This window comes from Fluviicola taffensis DSM 16823 (assembly GCF_000194605.1).
GTDB classification, from domain to species: domain Bacteria; phylum Bacteroidota; class Bacteroidia; order Flavobacteriales_D; family Crocinitomicaceae; genus Fluviicola; species Fluviicola taffensis.
The window spans coordinates 511,088-530,367 of record NC_015321.1; the positions used below are offsets into that span (position 1 = coordinate 511,088).

The 19,280-nt window shown below is 38.2% G+C and carries 13 protein-coding genes; 12 read left to right on the top strand and 1 reads right to left on the bottom strand.

Translation table 11 applies throughout. The annotated features are described in order from the left end of the window. Positions 1-177 precede the first annotated feature (177 nt). The 12 genes from FLUTA_RS02270 (at position 178) to FLUTA_RS02320 (ending at position 16,483) form a co-directional block, all read left to right on the top strand. Complete coding sequence (locus FLUTA_RS02270; RefSeq protein ID WP_013685229.1) at positions 178-3,336, top strand: SIR2 family protein; 3,159 nt, start codon at positions 178-180, stop codon at positions 3,334-3,336. Positions 3,337-3,356: 20 nt separating this feature from the next. Next, positions 3,357-4,895, top strand: a complete 1,539-nt coding sequence (locus tag FLUTA_RS02275) for an RNA-directed DNA polymerase (protein WP_013685230.1) — start codon at positions 3,357-3,359, stop codon at positions 4,893-4,895. An 80-nt stretch (positions 4,896-4,975) separates the two neighbouring features. Beyond that, positions 4,976-5,368: a hypothetical protein gene (locus tag FLUTA_RS02280; protein ID WP_043023595.1), complete on the top strand. Its 393-nt coding sequence runs from the start codon at positions 4,976-4,978 to the stop codon at positions 5,366-5,368. 92 nt (positions 5,369-5,460) lie between these two features. Then, positions 5,461-9,819, top strand: coding sequence for a CusA/CzcA family heavy metal efflux RND transporter (locus FLUTA_RS02285; protein ID WP_013685232.1), 4,359 nt, complete (start codon positions 5,461-5,463; stop codon positions 9,817-9,819). Positions 9,820-9,829: 10 nt separating this feature from the next. After that, a complete protein-coding gene (locus tag FLUTA_RS02290; protein WP_013685233.1) occupies positions 9,830-11,092 on the top strand; it encodes an efflux RND transporter periplasmic adaptor subunit in 1,263 nt (420 codons plus the stop codon). 97 nt (positions 11,093-11,189) lie between these two features. After that, entirely contained in the window at positions 11,190-12,371 is a 1,182-nt protein-coding gene (locus FLUTA_RS02295; protein ID WP_013685234.1) for a M28 family peptidase, read from the top strand. 25 nt (positions 12,372-12,396) lie between these two features. Continuing rightward, positions 12,397-14,427: a heavy metal translocating P-type ATPase gene (locus FLUTA_RS02300; protein ID WP_013685235.1), complete on the top strand. Its 2,031-nt coding sequence runs from the start codon at positions 12,397-12,399 to the stop codon at positions 14,425-14,427. Between the two features lie 41 nt (positions 14,428-14,468). Next, positions 14,469-14,771 (top strand): hypothetical protein, encoded by a 303-nt coding sequence (locus FLUTA_RS02305; RefSeq protein WP_013685236.1) that lies wholly within the window; start codon positions 14,469-14,471, stop codon positions 14,769-14,771. A 44-nt stretch (positions 14,772-14,815) separates the two neighbouring features. After that, a complete protein-coding gene (locus FLUTA_RS21340; protein WP_013685237.1) occupies positions 14,816-15,133 on the top strand; it encodes a hypothetical protein in 318 nt (105 codons plus the stop codon). Positions 15,134-15,246: 113 nt separating this feature from the next. Further along, positions 15,247-15,738: a peroxiredoxin family protein gene (locus FLUTA_RS02310; RefSeq protein WP_043023596.1), complete on the top strand. Its 492-nt coding sequence runs from the start codon at positions 15,247-15,249 to the stop codon at positions 15,736-15,738. Positions 15,739-15,744: 6 nt separating this feature from the next. Then, entirely contained in the window at positions 15,745-16,098 is a 354-nt protein-coding gene (locus FLUTA_RS02315; RefSeq protein WP_013685239.1) for a heavy metal transport/detoxification protein, read from the top strand. Between the two features lie 16 nt (positions 16,099-16,114). Further along, a complete protein-coding gene (locus tag FLUTA_RS02320; RefSeq protein ID WP_013685240.1) occupies positions 16,115-16,483 on the top strand; it encodes a DUF3703 domain-containing protein in 369 nt (122 codons plus the stop codon). A 378-nt stretch (positions 16,484-16,861) separates the two neighbouring features. On the opposite strand, the gene FLUTA_RS02325 is transcribed toward FLUTA_RS02320, so the two are convergent. Next, entirely contained in the window at positions 16,862-19,279 is a 2,418-nt protein-coding gene (locus FLUTA_RS02325; RefSeq protein WP_013685241.1) for a TonB-dependent receptor, read from the bottom strand. Position 19,280 lies beyond the last annotated feature (1 nt).

Consider the following 19,280-nt stretch of genomic DNA (forward strand, 5'->3'; position numbering starts at 1 on the left):
GACCTGCTTATGAATAAAATTCACTACTACTTCATTCCACTATTACCAACCATTCTAATTACCTGTTCAGCTAATATTAATAGCTTCCTTCCTTCGACTAACTCGGAAATCTGATATTTTATTGATTCGTTAGAAATCTATATTCACATTAATTTAACTACTAATTCAAGCACTCAAATGACAGAAGATTTATACTTGGACTATGATGCATTTTTAAGATCCTTCAAAAGAAATATTGATGTTCCTCACTCCTTTTTACTTGGAGCTGGAACCTCCATAAGTTCTGGTATACAAACTGCATATGATTGTATTTGGGAATGGAAAAAAGACATTTATTTGTCTAAAAACATAAATGCTGCTGAATTTTATAAAAATCATAAAGATGAGGCTGTTAGAAAAAGCATTCAGAAATGGTTAGATAATCAAGGGGAATATCCAGTTCTTGATTCAACCGAGGAATACTGCTTTTATGCTGAAAAGGCATATCCAATACCTGAGGATCGGCGTAAGTACTTCTTAAGTCTAATTGAAAATAAGGAGCCATATATTGGTTATAAACTTCTTTGTCTTCTTGCAGAAAGATCAATTGTTAAAGCAGTATGGACCACCAATTTTGATGGCTTAACTGTTCGTGCCGCTCATCAAAATAAACTAACTCCCATAGAAATCACACTTGATAATTCGGACAGGATATTTCGAAATCAAAGTACAAAAGAACTTTTAACCATTGCCTTACATGGGGATTATAAATTCAGTACGCTTAAGAATACGGAAAAGGAATTAGATAATCAAAATGATACATTTAAACAACAACTTGGTACATATCATGTAGATAAGAACATGATTGTGATTGGTTATAGTGGTAGGGATAAATCACTTATGGATGCTATAAGCGAGGCGTTTTCCACTAGAGGTGCAGGAAGGCTTTATTGGTGTGGTTATGGTGAGACGATTCCGAATGAAGTATCAGAGCTAATTCTGAAAATTAGGAGTCAAGGCAGGGATGCCTATTACATTTCGACAGACGGTTTTGACAAAACTCTAATTCATTTATCAAAATCTGCTTTTGAAGATAACCCTGAAATCACAAAAAATATTCAGCTAGCACTTGAAAATTCAGCCGACGAGGAATACTTTAAAACGGATTTTAGTTTAAATTTCTCCAAACCAGATAAGTTCATAAAGAGCAATTTACACCCCATTGTATTTCCTAAGGAGATATTTCAATTTGAATTGGATTTTAAAGAAGATAAGCCTTGGCAATTACTTAAAACTATTTCCAGAGAAACCAACATTTGTGCTGTCCCGTTTAAAGGTAAAGTGTTTGCTTTAGGGACACTCACCGATATAGGAAATGTTTTTAAAAATAGATTAAAGTCCGATATAAAAAGAGAGGCTATTTCAACCAGTGATGTAGACAATGTTTCAGCTTTCAAGTCTTTAATGCTTCAAGCTGTCTTAAAGTTCTTTATTGGGATAGAAGGTGTTGAATCCAATTTAAAAGATAGACTTTGGTTAACGAATGCTGAACAGTTAGTTGGAGATATTAGCGTTCATAAGGCGATTCATCTCTCTCTTTATTTTGATAAAAATAAAGGGTTTGCATATTTATCGTTTACCCCGACTGTTCAACTTATATCGCCCGAAGAAATATCCAAAATCCAAAAACAAAGGATATCTAAAAGCAAGTTAGAAAAATTATTTAATGATAAATACGACGAGATTTTGGAGTTTTGGAATCAAAAGTTGTTCAACAATTCCCAGATCAAATTTGAATATCCAATTTCTTCAGGGTCCGGTTTTGAATTTAAAATCTCTGCCAATACTGCCTTTGGAGAAATTAACGTACTTGATCCCAACTTTCGTAGTTTTAGTCCCCGTAATTATGATCCAAAAAGGACACAATTTAAAGGTGTTCAGTTTTTAGAGCCTCAACTGATTTTTAGAAATATTTCGACTAACGTTGAGTTCAAAGATTATCATCCAATGAGAGGTCTGGTAAACAATAGACCATTTGATGTTAATCTGAATGGAATAATTCACTCTAATGAGATAAATCTGACTGTAATTTGTGGTAAATCATATGCAAACGATCTTTACGAATTTCTATCAAAACTTCAGGTGAAACACGCCACTGAAAATGTTAACCCAGATTATTTAATCGAATATCCAGGATTTCAATCAGTATTTAACCTGCCTCTTAATATACCTCATTTTGACAGTAGCGAAAAATGGTATGATATTGATTTTGTTGCTGATAATAATGGAGAAAATCACGAAAATGCGATTAAACTGGCAAGGTTAATCACAACTAAAATTGATCAGATTGCAAGTACGCAAAACCAAAGTACTGTAGTTGTATTTATTCCTAATGAATGGCAATTATTTGAAGGTTATCTGAATCAAGGAGAGAGTTTTGATTTACATGATTATATAAAAGCGTTTTCAGCATCTAGAGGAATATCGACTCAATTGATAAGAGAAGATACTTTGGCTGATACCCTGAAATGTCAAATTTATTGGTGGCTGTCTTTGTCTTTTTATGTCAAATCATTGAGAACGCCTTGGATTTTAAATAATCAAGAAAAAAATACAGCATATGCTGGTATTGGTTATAGTGTTACGAAAATTCAAGATAGAACGGAAACTGTAATTGGCTGCAGTCATATTTATGATTCCAATGGGCAAGGTTTGAAATACCGACTTTCAAAAATTGATGATTATTTTTTGGACAATAGAAATAATCCTTTCCTTTCTTATAAAGACGCATTTCAATTTGGTGTATCAATTCGGGAACTGTTTTATCAATCACTTGACAAGCTACCCGAACGTGTCGTAATACACAAGAGAACAAGATTTACAGATGATGAAATTAATGGCATTAAAGCCAGTTTAAATAAGGCAGGAATAAAGAAAATAGATTTGGTCGAAATCAACTATGAAACCGACGCCAGATTTGTGGCTATGAGTGTTTATCAAAATGCTTTGCAAGTTGATAGATTTCCAATTTCTAGAGGTACGTGTATTGTAACAAACAAATACACCGCTCTTTTATGGACGCACGGAATTGTTCCTTCAGTTAGACAACCGAATTATAAGTTTTACTTGGGTGGAAGAAGTATTCCAGCACCGATTAAAATAACTAAGCATTATGGGGATTCAAATATTGATGTTATTGCAACTGAAATTTTGGGGCTTACTAAAATGAATTGGAATTCGTTGGATTTGTATTCTAAGTTACCTTCTACAATCGATTCCTCAAATCAGATTGCTAGAATTGGAAAACTTCTTTCGAGATACGAAGGAAAAACTTATGATTATAGACTCTTTATTTAATTTAAGGATTAGTTAGGCTGATGAGTTTACCAGAAAAGCATAATGCAGACACAAAGAAACTGCTGAAGAGTGTTCCGAAATCAACAATAGCAAAATGGCTTCTTGAACAGGGATACTATCCTGAACAATATGTTGTGCCACCTTGTTTTCAAGTTAAGAAATTTGAATTACAAGCAAGACCATATTGCGAGGTTGATATTAGTGGTGTTCAATCAAAGTTTGAACCCGAAAAGTCTGACTTAATAAACGTTTCGTTTCCCAAAACACAATTAACCGATCGAACTTTTGGAATAATTGAGCCTAAAATTTATCACGATCTTGTTTGGTATCTAATGGATGAATGGGATTTGATAACTAAATCATTATTTAAACCACAGAATAAGATTTATCCATATAGTTTCCCAATACCTATTTCCAAAAGGAGTGAGGGAGGTCTTAGTCAGTTAAGATCTGGCAGAATGATATATGAGTTTTTGGAAATGGCTGAAAATGATCTGGTTGCAGAGGCATATAATTACAAGTTTATTTTAAAGACTGATATAAAGAATTTTTATCCATCAATTTATACTCATAGCATTGCATGGGCGATACATACAAAAGAGCTAATTCGCACAAAAGGAAACAGAGCTAATTATTCCAAGTATTTAGGATTGAAATTGGATAAATTGATTCAATATGCAAATGATGGATGCACAAACGGAATCGCAATTGGACCTGCAATTTCAGATTTACTTTCCGAAATAATATTAAGTTCTGTCGATACCGAGACATCTAAATTAATAACTGCCCAAAATATTGATTTTTTAGGCGTTCGATTTAAAGACGATTATAGGTTTTTATGCCAATCAAAAGAAGATGCAAACTTCATCATTAAAACTTTGCAAAGACAAATGGCAAAGTTCAATCTAATGTTAAATGAAAGTAAGTCTAAGATTGACGAGTTACCAGAAGGTCTTTTTAGGGAATGGACAGCAATATATCAACCATTTTCGTTGAGGTATAGAAAAAAAGTTGGTTATAAGCGGTTTGAAAGTTCACTACGAGGAACATTATCCGTAGATAAACAATTTGAAGGAACTGGGGTTGTAGATCGCTTTCTGAGTGAACTTGTTACTAGTAATTATGAATTGAAATTTGATTTCAAAGAAAAGGATTTGCTAAAGGCAATAAGTCTTTTACTACTATTAAAAGAAAGGAGAAACAAATCGTTTCCTCAAATTTTAGGGATTATTGAAAAAATAATCGAAAAAAATAAAGATAAAAAGAGGGTAATATCCAAAATACGGTCGGTTTTAGAAAATATTCTGAATGATAAACTCAAAAAGGATGCTGATAACGAATATGATCTTATTTGGTTGATTTATTTCGTGAAATCATTGGGATTATTTACGATTGAATTTCCGAAAAAAATCAATTCACCTTTGATAAAGAGTCTCAAATTAAATCATCTTGAATTCTTTAAACCTGTACCGAAGGAAATGAAATTATTTGAAACAATTAAAAACCCTGGAAAAAACAGAAGATTGTTAGATCATCTAGCTTTATTCAAAAAAACATAAATGTTTCATGCGTTCCACAATCCCCTCATTCGCAAATATTAATGCCCAATCGATTCGATTTTTCATTACATTTATCCCCAATGAATCAATTGAAAAAGACATTTGTACTCTTTCTGATTCTGGTAATTACTTTGCCAGGGGAAACTGCCCATGCCTTTTCGTTTATTCCCAAATTCATTTCCCATTACAATCACCACAACGAAGCACACCATAAGTTGAGTTTTATCGATTTTGTTGGTGAACATTTCGGAGTTGGGCATCACGAAGATTCCAAACACCACGAGCAAGACGAATGCCCTACGAATCACGATCATGCAATGGTTTCGCTAACATTTGTGGTAGAAAAAAAAGCAACCTTTGAAGCCGTTACGGAAGACATCGCCTATTTTGCCGAAAGAACACCTGTACCGCCTTACCAAACCTTTTTCTCCGAATTTCATTCCGCTATTTGGCAACCGCCAAAATTGAGCTAATCGTTTTAGAATAATATTCTCAAGACTATAGTAGGTCTTGTTTGGTCGTGCATGTTATTGCCGACAATTGTTTCACGATTAGACGATTCATCATGTTAGATAAAGTCATTCAATTTAGTATCAAGAATAAGTTCATTATTGGCTTATTCACCTTGGCATTGATTGCGGTAGGAAGCTATTCACTTAGCAGACTTCCAATCGATGCATTACCTGATATAACCAACAATCAGGTTCAAATTATCACCTCTTCGCCCACACTTTCCACGCAGGAAGTAGAACAATTTATTACCTATCCGATTGAGATTTCGGTGAAGCCAATCCCGAAAATTGTGGAGTTGCGCTCCATCAGCCGTTTTGGGTTAAGTGTGGTAACAGTTGTTTTTGAAGAAGACGTGGACATTTACTGGGCACGTGCTCAAATAAACGAACGCTTAAAAGAAGCAGAAAACACCATCCCCAAAGGTTTGGGAAGTCCTGAAATTGCGCCAGTAAGCACAGGTTTGGGTGAGATTTACCAATACGTAGTTTTCCCGAAAAAAGGCTACGAAGACAAGTACAATGCTACAGACCTTCGTACCATTCAGGATTGGATCATCAGACCTCAGTTATTGGGTACGCCAGGCGTTGCAGAAGTAAACACCCTTGGCGGAAGTTTGAAGCAATACGAAATTGCCATTCAGCCTGACAAACTGAAAAGCATGAATACCACCATCAGTGAGGTATTCGACGCATTGGAAAAGAACAACGAAAACACGGGCGGTGCATACATCGACAAAAAACCTTATGCCTATTTCATTCGAGGTGTCGGTATGGTTACGAGTCTCGAGGACATCAGCAAAATCGTTGTAAAAAACCAAAATGGCATTCCGATCTTAATTCGTGATGTGGCAACAGTACAGATGGGAAGCAGTATTCGATTTGGAGCAGTTACCAAAGACGGACACGGCGAAGAAGTAAGCGGTATGGCAATGATGCTCAAAGGCGAAAACAGCGCCGAAGTAGTTTCCCGTGTGAAAGACAAAATGGAGCAGATTAAAAAGTCTTTGCCCGAAGGAGTTGAAATTGAAGCATTCATGGATCGCACAAAATTGGTAGACAAAGCCATTGGAACGGTTCAAACCAACCTGATCGAAGGAGCATTGATCGTTATTTTCATCCTCGTATTGTTGTTGGGGAACTGGCGTGCAGGTTTGGTGGTGGCTTCGGTTATTCCACTTTCCTTGTTGTTTGCCGTCAGCATGATGCACTTGTTTGGTGTGAGCGGGAATTTAATGAGTTTGGGAGCAATCGATTTTGGTTTGATTGTAGATGGAGCGGTAATTATCGTAGAAGCCATTATTCACAGACTGCAAAGTAATAAAGTGAGTAGAATCCTTTCCGCAGAGGAAATGGATGCAGAAGTGTATACTGCATCTTCGAAAATCAGAAGCAGTGCAGCATTCGGTGAAATCATTATCCTGATCGTTTATTTGCCAATTCTTGCCTTGGTTGGTATTGAAGGAAAGATGTTCGGACCGATGGCGCAAACCGTTTCGTTTGCCATTCTCGGAGCGTTCCTTTTGTCACTGACTTATGTTCCCATGATGGCTTCGCTTGCATTGAAAAAACAAACTGGTCATAAGAAAAATATCAGCGACCGCATTATTGATGCATTGCAAAGAGTCTATCAACCTGCATTAACCAAAGCGTTGCAGGCAAAATCGTTGATTGTATCCATGGCCATTGGTTTATTGGTCATTTCCTTTGTATTGTTTGGGAAAATGGGTGGAGAATTCATTCCCACCTTGGATGAAGGAGACATTGCAACGCACTTGATTATTGCTTCGGGAAGTTCACTTTCACAGGAAATTGAATCCACCACCAAAGCGGAAAAGATCCTGAAAAGTAAGTTTCCCGAAATCAAAATGATCGTTACCAAAATCGGTAGTGCCGAAATACCTACTGATCCAATGCCGATGGAAGCGGGAGATATGATTATTCTTCTGAAAGACCGAGACGAATGGACTTCTGCGGAAACCAAAGAAGAATTGATGGAGAAAATGGAAGAAGCTTTAGCTGATATTCCAGGAGTTACCACTGAATTTTCACAGCCTATTCAAATGCGTTTCAACGAATTGATGACGGGTGTTCGAAGCGATGTAGCCGTAAAAATCTACGGGGAAGATTTGGACATGCTCGTGAGTAAAGGCGACGAAGTACTGAACATCATTAAAAGTATCAATGGTGTTGCCGATGCCAAAGCCGAACGAGTGGCGGGATTACCTCAAATTTCAGTGCGCTACAACAAAGACAAACTGGCACTTTACGGATTGAACGTAGGTGATTTGAACAAGGTAGTTCGCATTGGGTTCGCAGGAGAGAAAACAGGCGTTGTTTACGAAGGTGAGAAACGCTTTGATATGGTGTTGCGTTTAGCTGCGGAAAGCAGAAGCGATATTTCAAACCTGAAAACGCTCTTTATTACACTTCCTTCAGGAAGTCAGATTCCATTGGAACAAGTAGCAGACATTGATTATGAACCGGGACCGATGCAAATTAGCCGTGAAGACGGAAAACGTAGAATTGTAGTCGGCTTCAACGTAAGAGGTAGGGACGTTAAAAGTGTAGTAGACGAGATTCAGAAAAAACTGGATAAAAAACTGAAATTGCCCGCAGGTTATTATGTTACCTATGGCGGACAGTTTGAAAACTTGGTAGAAGCATCTGCACGGCTTTCCATTGCAGTTCCAGTTGCCCTGCTCTTGATTTTTGTGTTACTCTACTTTACGTTCCGTTCCATGAAACAATCGTTACTGATCTTTACCGCAATTCCATTCTCCGCTATTGGAGGTGTCTTTGCACTTTGGTTGAGAGATATGCCTTTCAGTATTTCCGCAGGTGTTGGATTTATTGCCCTCTTTGGTGTTGCAGTATTAAACGGAATTGTACTGATTGGTTATTTCAATCAATTAAAAGCAGAAGGAATGGATGATGTAGTTCACCGAATTCATGAAGGAACGAAAGTGCGTTTACGTCCTGTAATCCTCACAGCCGCAGTTGCTTCTTTAGGCTTCTTGCCAATGGCACTTAGCACAAGTGCGGGAGCTGAAGTTCAAAAACCCTTGGCGACCGTGGTAATTGGTGGTTTAATTTCAGCGACCTTGCTGACCTTGATTGTACTTCCGATCCTTTATTTCTATTTTGAAAAAGGTGTGTCTCGCAAAATAAAACAAGGTGTTCCTAAAGCTGTTACTATGTTGGTTGGATTTTCATTGTTCGCAGGTTTTGCGCAATCACAAGGCGTTCCCACGCTTACCTTGCAATCTGCCATTGAAGCAGGATTGAAAAACAATCAGCAGATTCAGGCGGGAGAACTGGAAGTAATCTCACAGAACCAGTTAAAACCAACGGCTTTCGAGTTACCAAAAACAGAACTCACAGGAATGCTTGGTCAGTACAATACCCGTGCTTTCGATCAGAATTACGGTATTTCACAAGGATTCAACCCTTTCGAATTTGGCGCACGAAAAGAGGTGGTTGATGCCAACATAAAAAGCAGTGAACTGAGTTTAGATCTCACCAAACAGCAAATGACCCTGAACATTCGACAGTCGTGGAACAGTTTGTTGTATTTGATGGAACGCAATCAGGTATTGAAACAGCAAGACAGCATTTTGCTTCAATTTGTTCGAGCGGCAAAAATCAGGTTCGATGCAGGAGATGTAAGTTCTTTGGAATCTACTACTTCAATTGTAAAACAACAAGAGTTGCAACAACAGATTAAGCAAACCGAAGCCCTGATTTCAATGGAAAAATCAAGGTTGAAAGCATACATGAATCTGCAAACCGATTTCGCCATTGCCGAAAGTGAATTTGTGGCGTTGCCTGCTCTATCCGTAACGGACAGCACGGCACTACGTGAGAATCCGCAAATGGAATTGGCTATGCAGGAAGTGCAAAAAGCAATTGCTTCCAAACGTTTGCAAAAATCGACCATGCTTCCTGATTTGAAAGTGGGTTATTTCATTCAGTCCCTTACAGGAAATCAGGATGTGAATGGTCAGCCCGTTTATTACAATGGTGCGCCAAGATTTCAGGGTGTAACCTTTGGAGTTTCCGTTCCTATTTTCGTTGGAAGCAGTAGTGCAAAAGTCAGATCCGCAGAAACAGCCGTTCAGGTTCAGCAGAAAAACACAGAATACCTGCACACGCAGTTGAAAAGCCAGTTTGAACAGCAGATAGAACAGTTACTCACCTATCAGTCTTTGGTGGAATATTACGAAAGTTCGGCTTTGCCCTCTGCCAAAAGCATCACGGATAACGTAAGAAAGAGTTACCAAAACGGAGACATTTCCTACGTGGAGTTCATTCAGGGCATTCAAACATCATTAGACGTGCAATCCAATTATTTGAGCGCCGTTCTGAATTACAATCAGGCAGTGATCAATTTACAATACTTATTGAACCAATAATTCGAACAAGATGAAAAGAAAAAACATTTTATATATAGTGATCGTAGCTGTTGTAACAGTTGTGATCGTCTGTTTCATTTCCTATTCCGGAGGTGAAAATGAACCTGCAAAAACAGAGGAAGCACATGAGGAACATGAAGGAGAAGCAATCACCACGAAAGAGGTTGAATTGAATCAGGCTCAGTTTAATGCATCGGGCATTGAATTGGGAACCTTTGAAATGAAAAATTTGAGCGCCGTAATCAATGCAAATGGGTACACCAAATTACCTCCGCAAAACCAAGCAGATGTTTCGGTTCTTGTTACAGGAGTTGTGCGCAGTATCAATGTTATTGAAGGTCAGTTCGTGAAGAAAGGACAGACCATTGCGGTCATTGAAAGTTTAGAGTTTACCAAACTTCAGGAAGCATACTTAACCTCTAAAAGCAACTTGGAATACCTGACAACTGAATATGAACGTCAGAAGACCTTGAATGATGAAAACGTCAATTCGAAGAAAGCCTTACAACGTGCAAAATCAGACTACGAAACAGAAAAAGCACGGAATGCATCCTTGAAAAAACAACTCAGCACCCTGAATTTATCGGGATCAGGCGGTGCAATTTCTACCATGTCGGTGAAAGCGCCAATCAGCGGATACATTACGGAAGTGAACGTGAAAATTGGAACGAATGCTGAACCTGGAAAGCCCATGTTTACCATTGTAGACAATTCGAAAATGCACGTCGATCTATTGGTGTATGAGAAAGACCTCCAAAAAGTGAAGACAGGTCAAACCGTTCGTTTCATCCTCACCAATCAGGACAATGTGGAAATCAAAGGAAAGATTTTCAGCATTGGAAAAGCCTTTGAGAATGAAACCAAATCGGTTGCCGTTCATGCCGACATTCTTAACGACAAACAAATTTTGATTCCCGGAATGTATGTAAATGCATTAATTGATATAGGCTTGAATAATGTGAAAGCTTTACCAGTTGATGCCGTAGTAAAAGCAGACGGAAGAGAATTCATTTTTGTATTGGAAGAACACGCCAAAGAAGAGAACCACGATGAAGAAGCGGGGCATGAACATGGTGACGGACATGAACACAGCGAAGGTAAAACCTACCATTTTCAACGAATCGAAGTGAAAACGGGAACTACCCAATTGGGATATGTTCAGGTTACGATTTTACAAGATATTCCTGCGAATGCGCAAATTGTATTGAAAGGCGCATACTACATTCAAAGCCATTTGTTGAAAAGCGAAGGTGGCGGAGGACACGAACATTAAATAGAACTGAAAATTTGGGCAAAGTCTTAGGGGCTTTTAACATCAAGTAATGACTTTTTCATCTCTGAGGTCTTTGCCCTTTTTAAAGAAAACGAATATGTTGAAATATTGGGTTCTTTCGTTAATTGGCAGTTTTCCTGCCCTTACTTTTGCACAAGATGCAAGAGTGGAAAGTATATTGGAGGAATTCAATACGGATTCGCTAAACAGTCAAGTGCAAAAACTGAGTGGCGAAATTCCGCTTGTTATAGGCGGACAGTCTCATGTTATTTCATCCCGATTATACAATCAGCCGGGCAATGTTCTGACGTTTAAATATGCGAAAGAGCGCTTTATGCAGGCGGGATTAGAAATTGACTCACTCGTGTTTTCTGCCAACGGCAAGAATTTATTCGGAATCAAGAAAGGAACAATATTTCCCGAAAGGGTTTGCATCATTGGTGCGCATTACGACAATTTACCAACTGGAATTTTAGCTCCGGGTGCGGACGATAACGCAAGTGGTTGTGCCGTTGTTTTGGAATCGGCTCGAATCATGGGCGAAATGGAATTTCCAAACACCATTATTTTCGCACTTTGGGACGAAGAAGAACTGGGATTGATCGGCAGTACAGCTTACACGGCACAGCAACAAATTCATGGGGATTCTTTGCTTGGTTATATCAATCTTGATATGCTCGGATGGGACGGAAACAATGACAATCTTACGGAAGTTCACGTAAGACCAATAGCAAATTCACTAAGCCTCATGCAAATGGTGATTGATTGCAATGAACTTTACAACATTGGGTTGAATATTGAAATTGTGAACCCGGGAAGCGTAAACAGCGATCATTTTCCATTTTGGCAAAAAGGATATTCAGCTATTGGTATTAATGAAGAATATGTAGGTGATTTTAACCCGAACTGGCATCAGACTAGCGATGTCTTTTCAGCATTCAATCACCAGTATTTCGAAGCGAATAGCCGTTTGGCGCTTGCATCATTTGCAACACTTGCCCTGAATAAAAGTGGTAATCTCAGCGATGAAGAAGCAATTAGCAATTCCATTTTGTTCCCCAATCCTGCTTCCGATATTGTTTACATTCAATTCGAACAGGCAATTTTAAGCGAACTGAATGTTAGCATTACTGATAATCTAGGACGAATGGTATTTGTTTCAGATTATGAAAAAGTCGATCAGATCACTATTCCTGCGACGGAATTTCGTGCAGGCTTTTATAGAATCCAAATCAACACAGGAGAAATTCAAAAGAACTTCTCCTTCATAAAGAATTGAATTTAGAACATTAAATGATTAGAATATGATTAATAAAGATCCAAATCACGTTCACACCTACGATGCACAAGGCAGAATGACGTGTTGCTCATTGGAAGAAAAAATAGACGCAAAAAGCGGTACTCCTCATATTCACAAACAAGATCATGATCACGAAGATGAAGACGGGCATGACCACGACCATTCAAACAGTGAAAGACCTGCTTGGATGCAATACGCTCCAGCAATTGTCAGCTTTGCACTTTTGCTGACAGGAATCTTATTCGAACAAGTTTTCAAACCTGCTTTTTTTGAAGGAACGATCAAACTCATTTGGTACTTGGTAGCTTACATTCCAGTTGGTCTTCCCGTAATGATTGATGCGGGAAAATCCATTGCAAAAGGAGCATTCTTTTCCGAGTTCTTCTTAATGACCATTGCAACGGTTGGCGCATTCTTCATAGGCGAATATTCTGAAGGAGTTGCAGTAATGGTTTTCTATTCCGTTGGGGAACTGTTCCAAACCTTAGCGGTGAACCGTGCGAAAAGAAGTATCAAAGCCTTATTGGATATTCGACCTGATACGGTTAATGTAATGCGCGACGGAAAATTGAAAACTGTTTCTCCATCAGAAGTTCAGATCGATGAAGTGATCCAAGTGAAATCAGGGGAGAAAGTCGCTTTGGATGGTGAATTGATCTCTGATTCGGCTTCTTTCAATACTGCTGCACTAACAGGAGAAAGTAAACCCGACAACAAAGGAAAAGGTGAAGCGGTTTTGGCGGGAATGATTAACCTGCAATCCGTTTCCGATATAAAGGTTACTGCCTTATACAAAGACAGTAAATTGTCGAAGATTCTCGAAATGGTTCAGGATGCCACTTCACGCAAATCACAAACGCAATTATTCATTTCCAAATTCGCTAAAGTCTATACACCAATTGTGGTGTTTTTGGCAGTGGGAATTTGTTTGCTTCCATATCTCTTTATCTCAGATTACCAGTTTAAAGAATGGCTATACCGATCATTGGTTTTCCTTGTGATTTCTTGTCCTTGTGCCTTAGTGATTTCAATTCCGCTCGGTTACTTCGGAGGCATTGGTTTAGCATCCCGAAACGGAATACTCTTTAAAGGATCGAACTACCTTGATGTAATGACCAAAATAGATACGGTTGTTATGGACAAAACAGGTACTCTCACCAAAGGAGTTTTCAAAGTTCAGGAAGTAGTGTCAGAAGGAATAGAGAAAGAAGAGTTAGTAAGACTTACAGCATCCATCGAAAGTAAATCCACGCATCCAATCGCATCTGCAATTGTTGAATATGCGGGAGATTCCGTAAAAAACGCAAAGATTGAAGCCGTAGAAGAGATTTCAGGACACGGCTTAAAAGGAAAGATAGACGGAAAAGAAGTGTTGGCTGGAAATTTGAAACTGTTGAAGAAGTTCAATATAGGGTTCGATTCGGAGATTGAAAAGATTGTAGAAACCATTGTTGTAGTTGCCGTTGATGGAAACTATGCAGGTTATATTACCATAGCAGACGAAATCAAAGAAGATGCACAGCAAGCCATCAAGGATCTGCACACTCTTCAGATCAAAACCGTTATGCTTTCAGGCGACAAACAAAGTATCGTAGACAGAGTTGCAAAAGTTCTTTCCGTAGATGATGCATTTGGAGATTTGCTTCCTGAAAACAAAGTGGAGAAAGTACAGGCTTTGAAGGATCAGAAAAGAACTCTTGCATTTGTGGGTGATGGCGTGAACGATGCGCCTGTAATCGCCTTAGCTGATGCAGGTATTGCCATGGGTGGATTGGGAAGTGATGCAACAATCGAAACCGCCGACATCGTCATTCAAAATGATGAACCCTCAAAAATTGTAACAGCTATTAAAATCGGACGAATCACTAAGAAAATTGTTTGGCAGAATATCATTTTAGCAATGGCAGTAAAGGCAATTGTGTTGGCTCTCGGAGCAGGTGGTATCGCAACACTTTGGGAAGCTGTTTTTGCCGATGTTGGAGTTGCATTATTAGCGATTTTGAATGCAGTTCGAATCCAACGAATGAAATTGTAAAATTCAATTATTGTAAATAGTAATAAGCAAATAATGAAGTTATGGGAATTAAAGTAGAATTAGCAGAATTGTTGGTTATTCAATTGGTTATGACCAGTTTTTTCGCGCGGTTTGAAGTAGAAACACGCGCAAGTTATAAAATCCTGAAATGGATCATTATTGCAAAAATAACAGTCGGTCTTTATTTTATGATCGGGCATTGGTCAACATTGTTTCCAATTGTTGTAGTGATACTCGGAACAATCTATCACTTTCGATGGTGTAAAAAGAACGGAATTGATCCATTGAAAGCAACTCCACGAAAGAAATATTATGAGTTGCGAAAATGGAAATGGGAGGAGTAATCTTGAATGATTAAGTGAATCCCATTTTTTCATACCTTAGTATCGTGAAGGTTTTCTGGTTCATATTCAGTTTATTCGTTTTTACTTTGTCAGTAATACCTTGTTGCACGGAGGAGTGTCAGGAAGAAGAACTGACCTGTTCTACCGAACACCATCAGGAAGACGAGGAAGAGCAGAAAAATTGTTCTCCGTTTTGTACTTGTACTGTATGTGGGCTTTATGCCTGTATAATGGAACAAGTACAGGTAGTGAATACATATACTGTCAACGAATCTCCGGCGGCTAGTCTCGGAAATCCTTATACATTTCATTTTACTTCTGAGTTTGAAGTAAACATTTGGCAACCGCCAAAACTGGGCTAATCCTTTCATTTTAGAAATCAAGGAAGCTTAGTCTTCCTAATCGCTTATGAAGTTGTCATTTGCGAAAATAGTCACATTAATCAGTCATGTCAGGCTGAAAACACTTATGGGATATGAAAAAACAATTGCTCATACTTGCAATGATTTTGCTTCATGCAATTTCGTTTGCACAAGAACAAAAAACAATACCATCAGTTTCGTTGAAAACGGTAGACGGAAAACAGGTTAATACAGGAAGTTTAGGTATCAAAGGACCAATTATAATTACATTTTGGGCTTCTTGGTGTCCTACCTGCAAACGGGAAATGGGAACGTTAAACGAGTTATACCCCGACTGGAAAGAAGAAACAGGTGTTACAATAGTAGCAGTATCCGTAGACGATGAAAAGACAAAAAATAATGTTCCCACATTGGTTGATGCAAATGGTTGGGAATTCATGGTTTTAATGGATTCAAACAGCGATTTTAAAAGAGCAATGGGAGTAAGTAATACACCACATACCTTTTTAATCAATGAAAACGGAGAAGTTGTCTACAGCCGAAATAATTATGCGCCAGGTGATGAAGACCTCTTATATGAGGCATTATTAAAACTTAAAAAATAGAATACCATGTTTAAAACAGCTTTATTTATAGCATTCTTTTTTGCTTCCCAATTAGTAATGGCGCAAAAAGAACCGAATAGACAAACCATTACGATCAAAACTCCGAACACGTGCAATCATTGTAAAGTGTGTGAAACCTGCGGTGGAAAATTAGAAGGAGATTTGGTATTCGTAAAAGGAATTCAATTAGTAACGTACAACGAAGCCGATCAAACTACAACGGTTATTTACTGGACTAAGAAAATAACGCCTGAAAAAATCCGTAAAGAGATTTCATTACGTGGTTTTGATGCCGACGAAGTGAAAGCTGATCCGAACGGTTACAAGCAACGGGACGGCTGTTGTAAAGGGGAAGAATAATCAAAAGCTTATTCAGATGAAAATACATGTTTTCATACCACGAGGTTTACGAAAGGAAGTAGTTAAGGAATATGAGTTGTCAAAGCTTGCTGAAAGTAATAACGATTTACATAAAGCGTGGTGGCATTTGGAACGCGCTCACATACTTGGTCAAGCTTGGCCGATGGAACACACACGAACGCATTGGAGAATGCTTCTTTTTGCGTTTCGCAGAAAGAATCTGAAAGAAATCATCGGACAGTTTCCGAGATTGCTTGTTGGAGGAATAAAATCTTTCCTTGGTGAAATACCTGTTGGTAATACTGGTGGTGCAAACGTCCCACCTTTGAAGCCATTGGAGATTCCAAATGATTTGAAAGCAATTATAGATTTATATCCTCGTTGAGTATTCGTAAACTGATAACAAACTTATTCCGCTTTAAAGTATTGTGTTTTCTAACGTTTCAAGTTGTAGTACACGTTCTAAATCTTCCATCAAAAAGTTAGAAGTTTCCCCGCTTGAGGTCACGAATAATTAAAAGACAGATGCCCCACTATTGGTGGGGCATCTGTCTTTTAATTCCTTTTGGTCGGCTTAGCTGGATAATAAAAAGTTACTTGCCCCACCAATAGCGGGGCAGTTATTGTTTTATTCAAATCCAAGTCCAGATTGGTTTATAGAAAGTTTTCAATTATTCAAAATGCTTTTAGCCACGAAAAAACTTATTTGCCCACCTGTAAGTGGGCAGTTAATTTTTAATTCAAAAGTCGTATTCATTTGATGCTAAAATTTATAACTATATCCAATTCTCACAACCTGCGTTTCGTAATAGTCGGTACTTACGTAACTAAACCCATCACCTTGAATCGTTTTTCTTACAACCATCGTATTCAATAGATCGGTAGCATTTAGAAACACTTCACCTTTTCCTTTCTGGATTTTCTTTTTTATCCCCAGATCCAATGAAAAACGTGAATCGATTTTTCCTTGTGGAATAATATCAGGCGCAAGATAAACTGCCACCAATTGAATATCTATATCTTTCTTGAAATGAAAGGTATTGTTCAACTTTGCATTTCCAGAATAGATGCTTTGTTGATCGGCAGAAAAAGTGTGTACAATCGGGTATTTGTTTTCGACACTAAAGGCATTGATCTGATTATAATAGACATTTCCATTGACGTTGAAGGAATACCATTTTGCAACATCCATTGAAAAGGTCATTTCAATACCTGCATTGTAGCTTTTTCCTGCATTCTGAAATACGGCATAGATCAAATTACTTCCCGCAATGGTGCTTGAAATACGGGTAATTGTTCCGCTTGCTTCTTTGCCGTATAAAGCGGTGTAGAAGTATCCTTTTTCCAAAGCTGATTTAAAGCCTAATTCTAATGAATTGGTGAATTGCGGTTTCAATGCAGGATTCCCGACTTTGATTATTTCGGCATCATCGTATTTAGGGAAGATGCGAATATCCACCTCATTCGGTCTGTCTACACGACGATTGTAAAATAAGGAGATTTTATTTTTGTCATTGAACTTATAAGCCAATCGCATGGTTGGAAAAGGCTGAATGTAGTTGTACCCATCACTTTTGTACGTGCTGTGATTTGGGTTCACCTGATAGTTTAACAAGACATATTCAACGCGCAAACCAATTTCGGCTTCTACTTTTTTACGATCCACGATATAGTTCCCGTAAATAGCGGGAATTACCTCGTTGTAATTTGCCCATCCACCTGCAGTCGTGTCTAAAGGTGAATTAATTCCAGGATAGAACTGCATGTCTGTCGGAATGGTTCGGTAACGGAATTTAGCTCCTGTTTCCAATCGACCGAACTTTAACGGTTTTACATAATCCAAATTGAAATCTGCTACCTGTTCGTCAGAAAGCAATTTGAATGCATCGTGTCCTGTGAAAGTGGGATAGATATTATCAAAGAAGTATTTCTCGTTTTCGCGGTGAAAGGTATAATTGAACCCAGTATTTAAGACATGACCTGCTTGTTGAAATTTATGCTGATAGATGACTGTTCCCATTACGGTTGTCTTGAGTTCGTCTTCTAAAAATTTCCACAAACGAATGCGGTCGGAAGAATCCCTGTTGAAAAAGGGTTGGTCGCCATTGTCTATAATTTTTTCCATTCCATAAAGACCCGAAATAGTCAAGGTGTTCTTATCATTGAAAGAATAGTCAAAACCTAATTTGGCATTTGCGAAATGTGTATTTCTGTTTCGTTTGGTTTGTTGGTCGATAATGGTTCCGTCGTCATACGTTCGTGTAACGAATTCATTCTTGTTTAATGTCTGCGTATACAAGTAATCACCTTGAAAAAAGAAGTTCATTTTGTTTTTCCGATAACTCAAAGAAAGCGTTGGATTGATCTTTGGGGTGTATTGGTATTGCGGACGAATGGTAGGCAGGTTTTCTTTTTTGACCCACAAAGCACCTAAACCACCATTCATTCCAACTTTGCCTGAAAAACCTTCCTGTCTGTTCTTCTTCATTATAATGTTGATGATTCCTGCATTCCCGTTGGCATCGTATTTTGATGAAGGATTATTGATGATTTCAATGCGTTCAATAGCGGAAGCGGGAATATTATCTAACCCGTACTGATCTCCAAATCCTGTTAATGCCGTTTGTTTTCCATCAATCAGAATAGTTACTTTCTCGTTTCCGCGTAGTTGTACTTTACCATCCTGAACGGTAATGCCGGGGAGGTTCTGCATTGCCTGTAAAATCGATCCACCGCTTTGGCTCACGTTGTCTTCAACCGAAAAGACTTTCTTATCCAACTTGTCGCTTACTTCTTCGATTTGACCAGTAATTACAACTTCCTCTAAAGACTCAACCGATACTTCCAATGCAATAACCGACAAATCCAAAAAGTCGGAAAGTGAACCGACATAAACGGGTTTTCTCAATGGTTTATATCCAAAGGAAGTTACCACTAAAACATAGTTGCCAGTTTTAACGGGTGAAAGTGAAAAGAGACCTTCTTCATCTGTTATTGTTCCGATTACCAGAGTAGAATCGATTTCCGTTTTAAGAACAACCTGAACATAGGGTAAAGCAATATTGTCTGACTTACCCTTAATTGTTCCGGAGATCGTTACATTTCCACTTTGAGCAAATGCCTGAGATGAAAGGATTAGCCCTATCAAGACAATCCAATTTCGGAAATGAATGATTTTCATA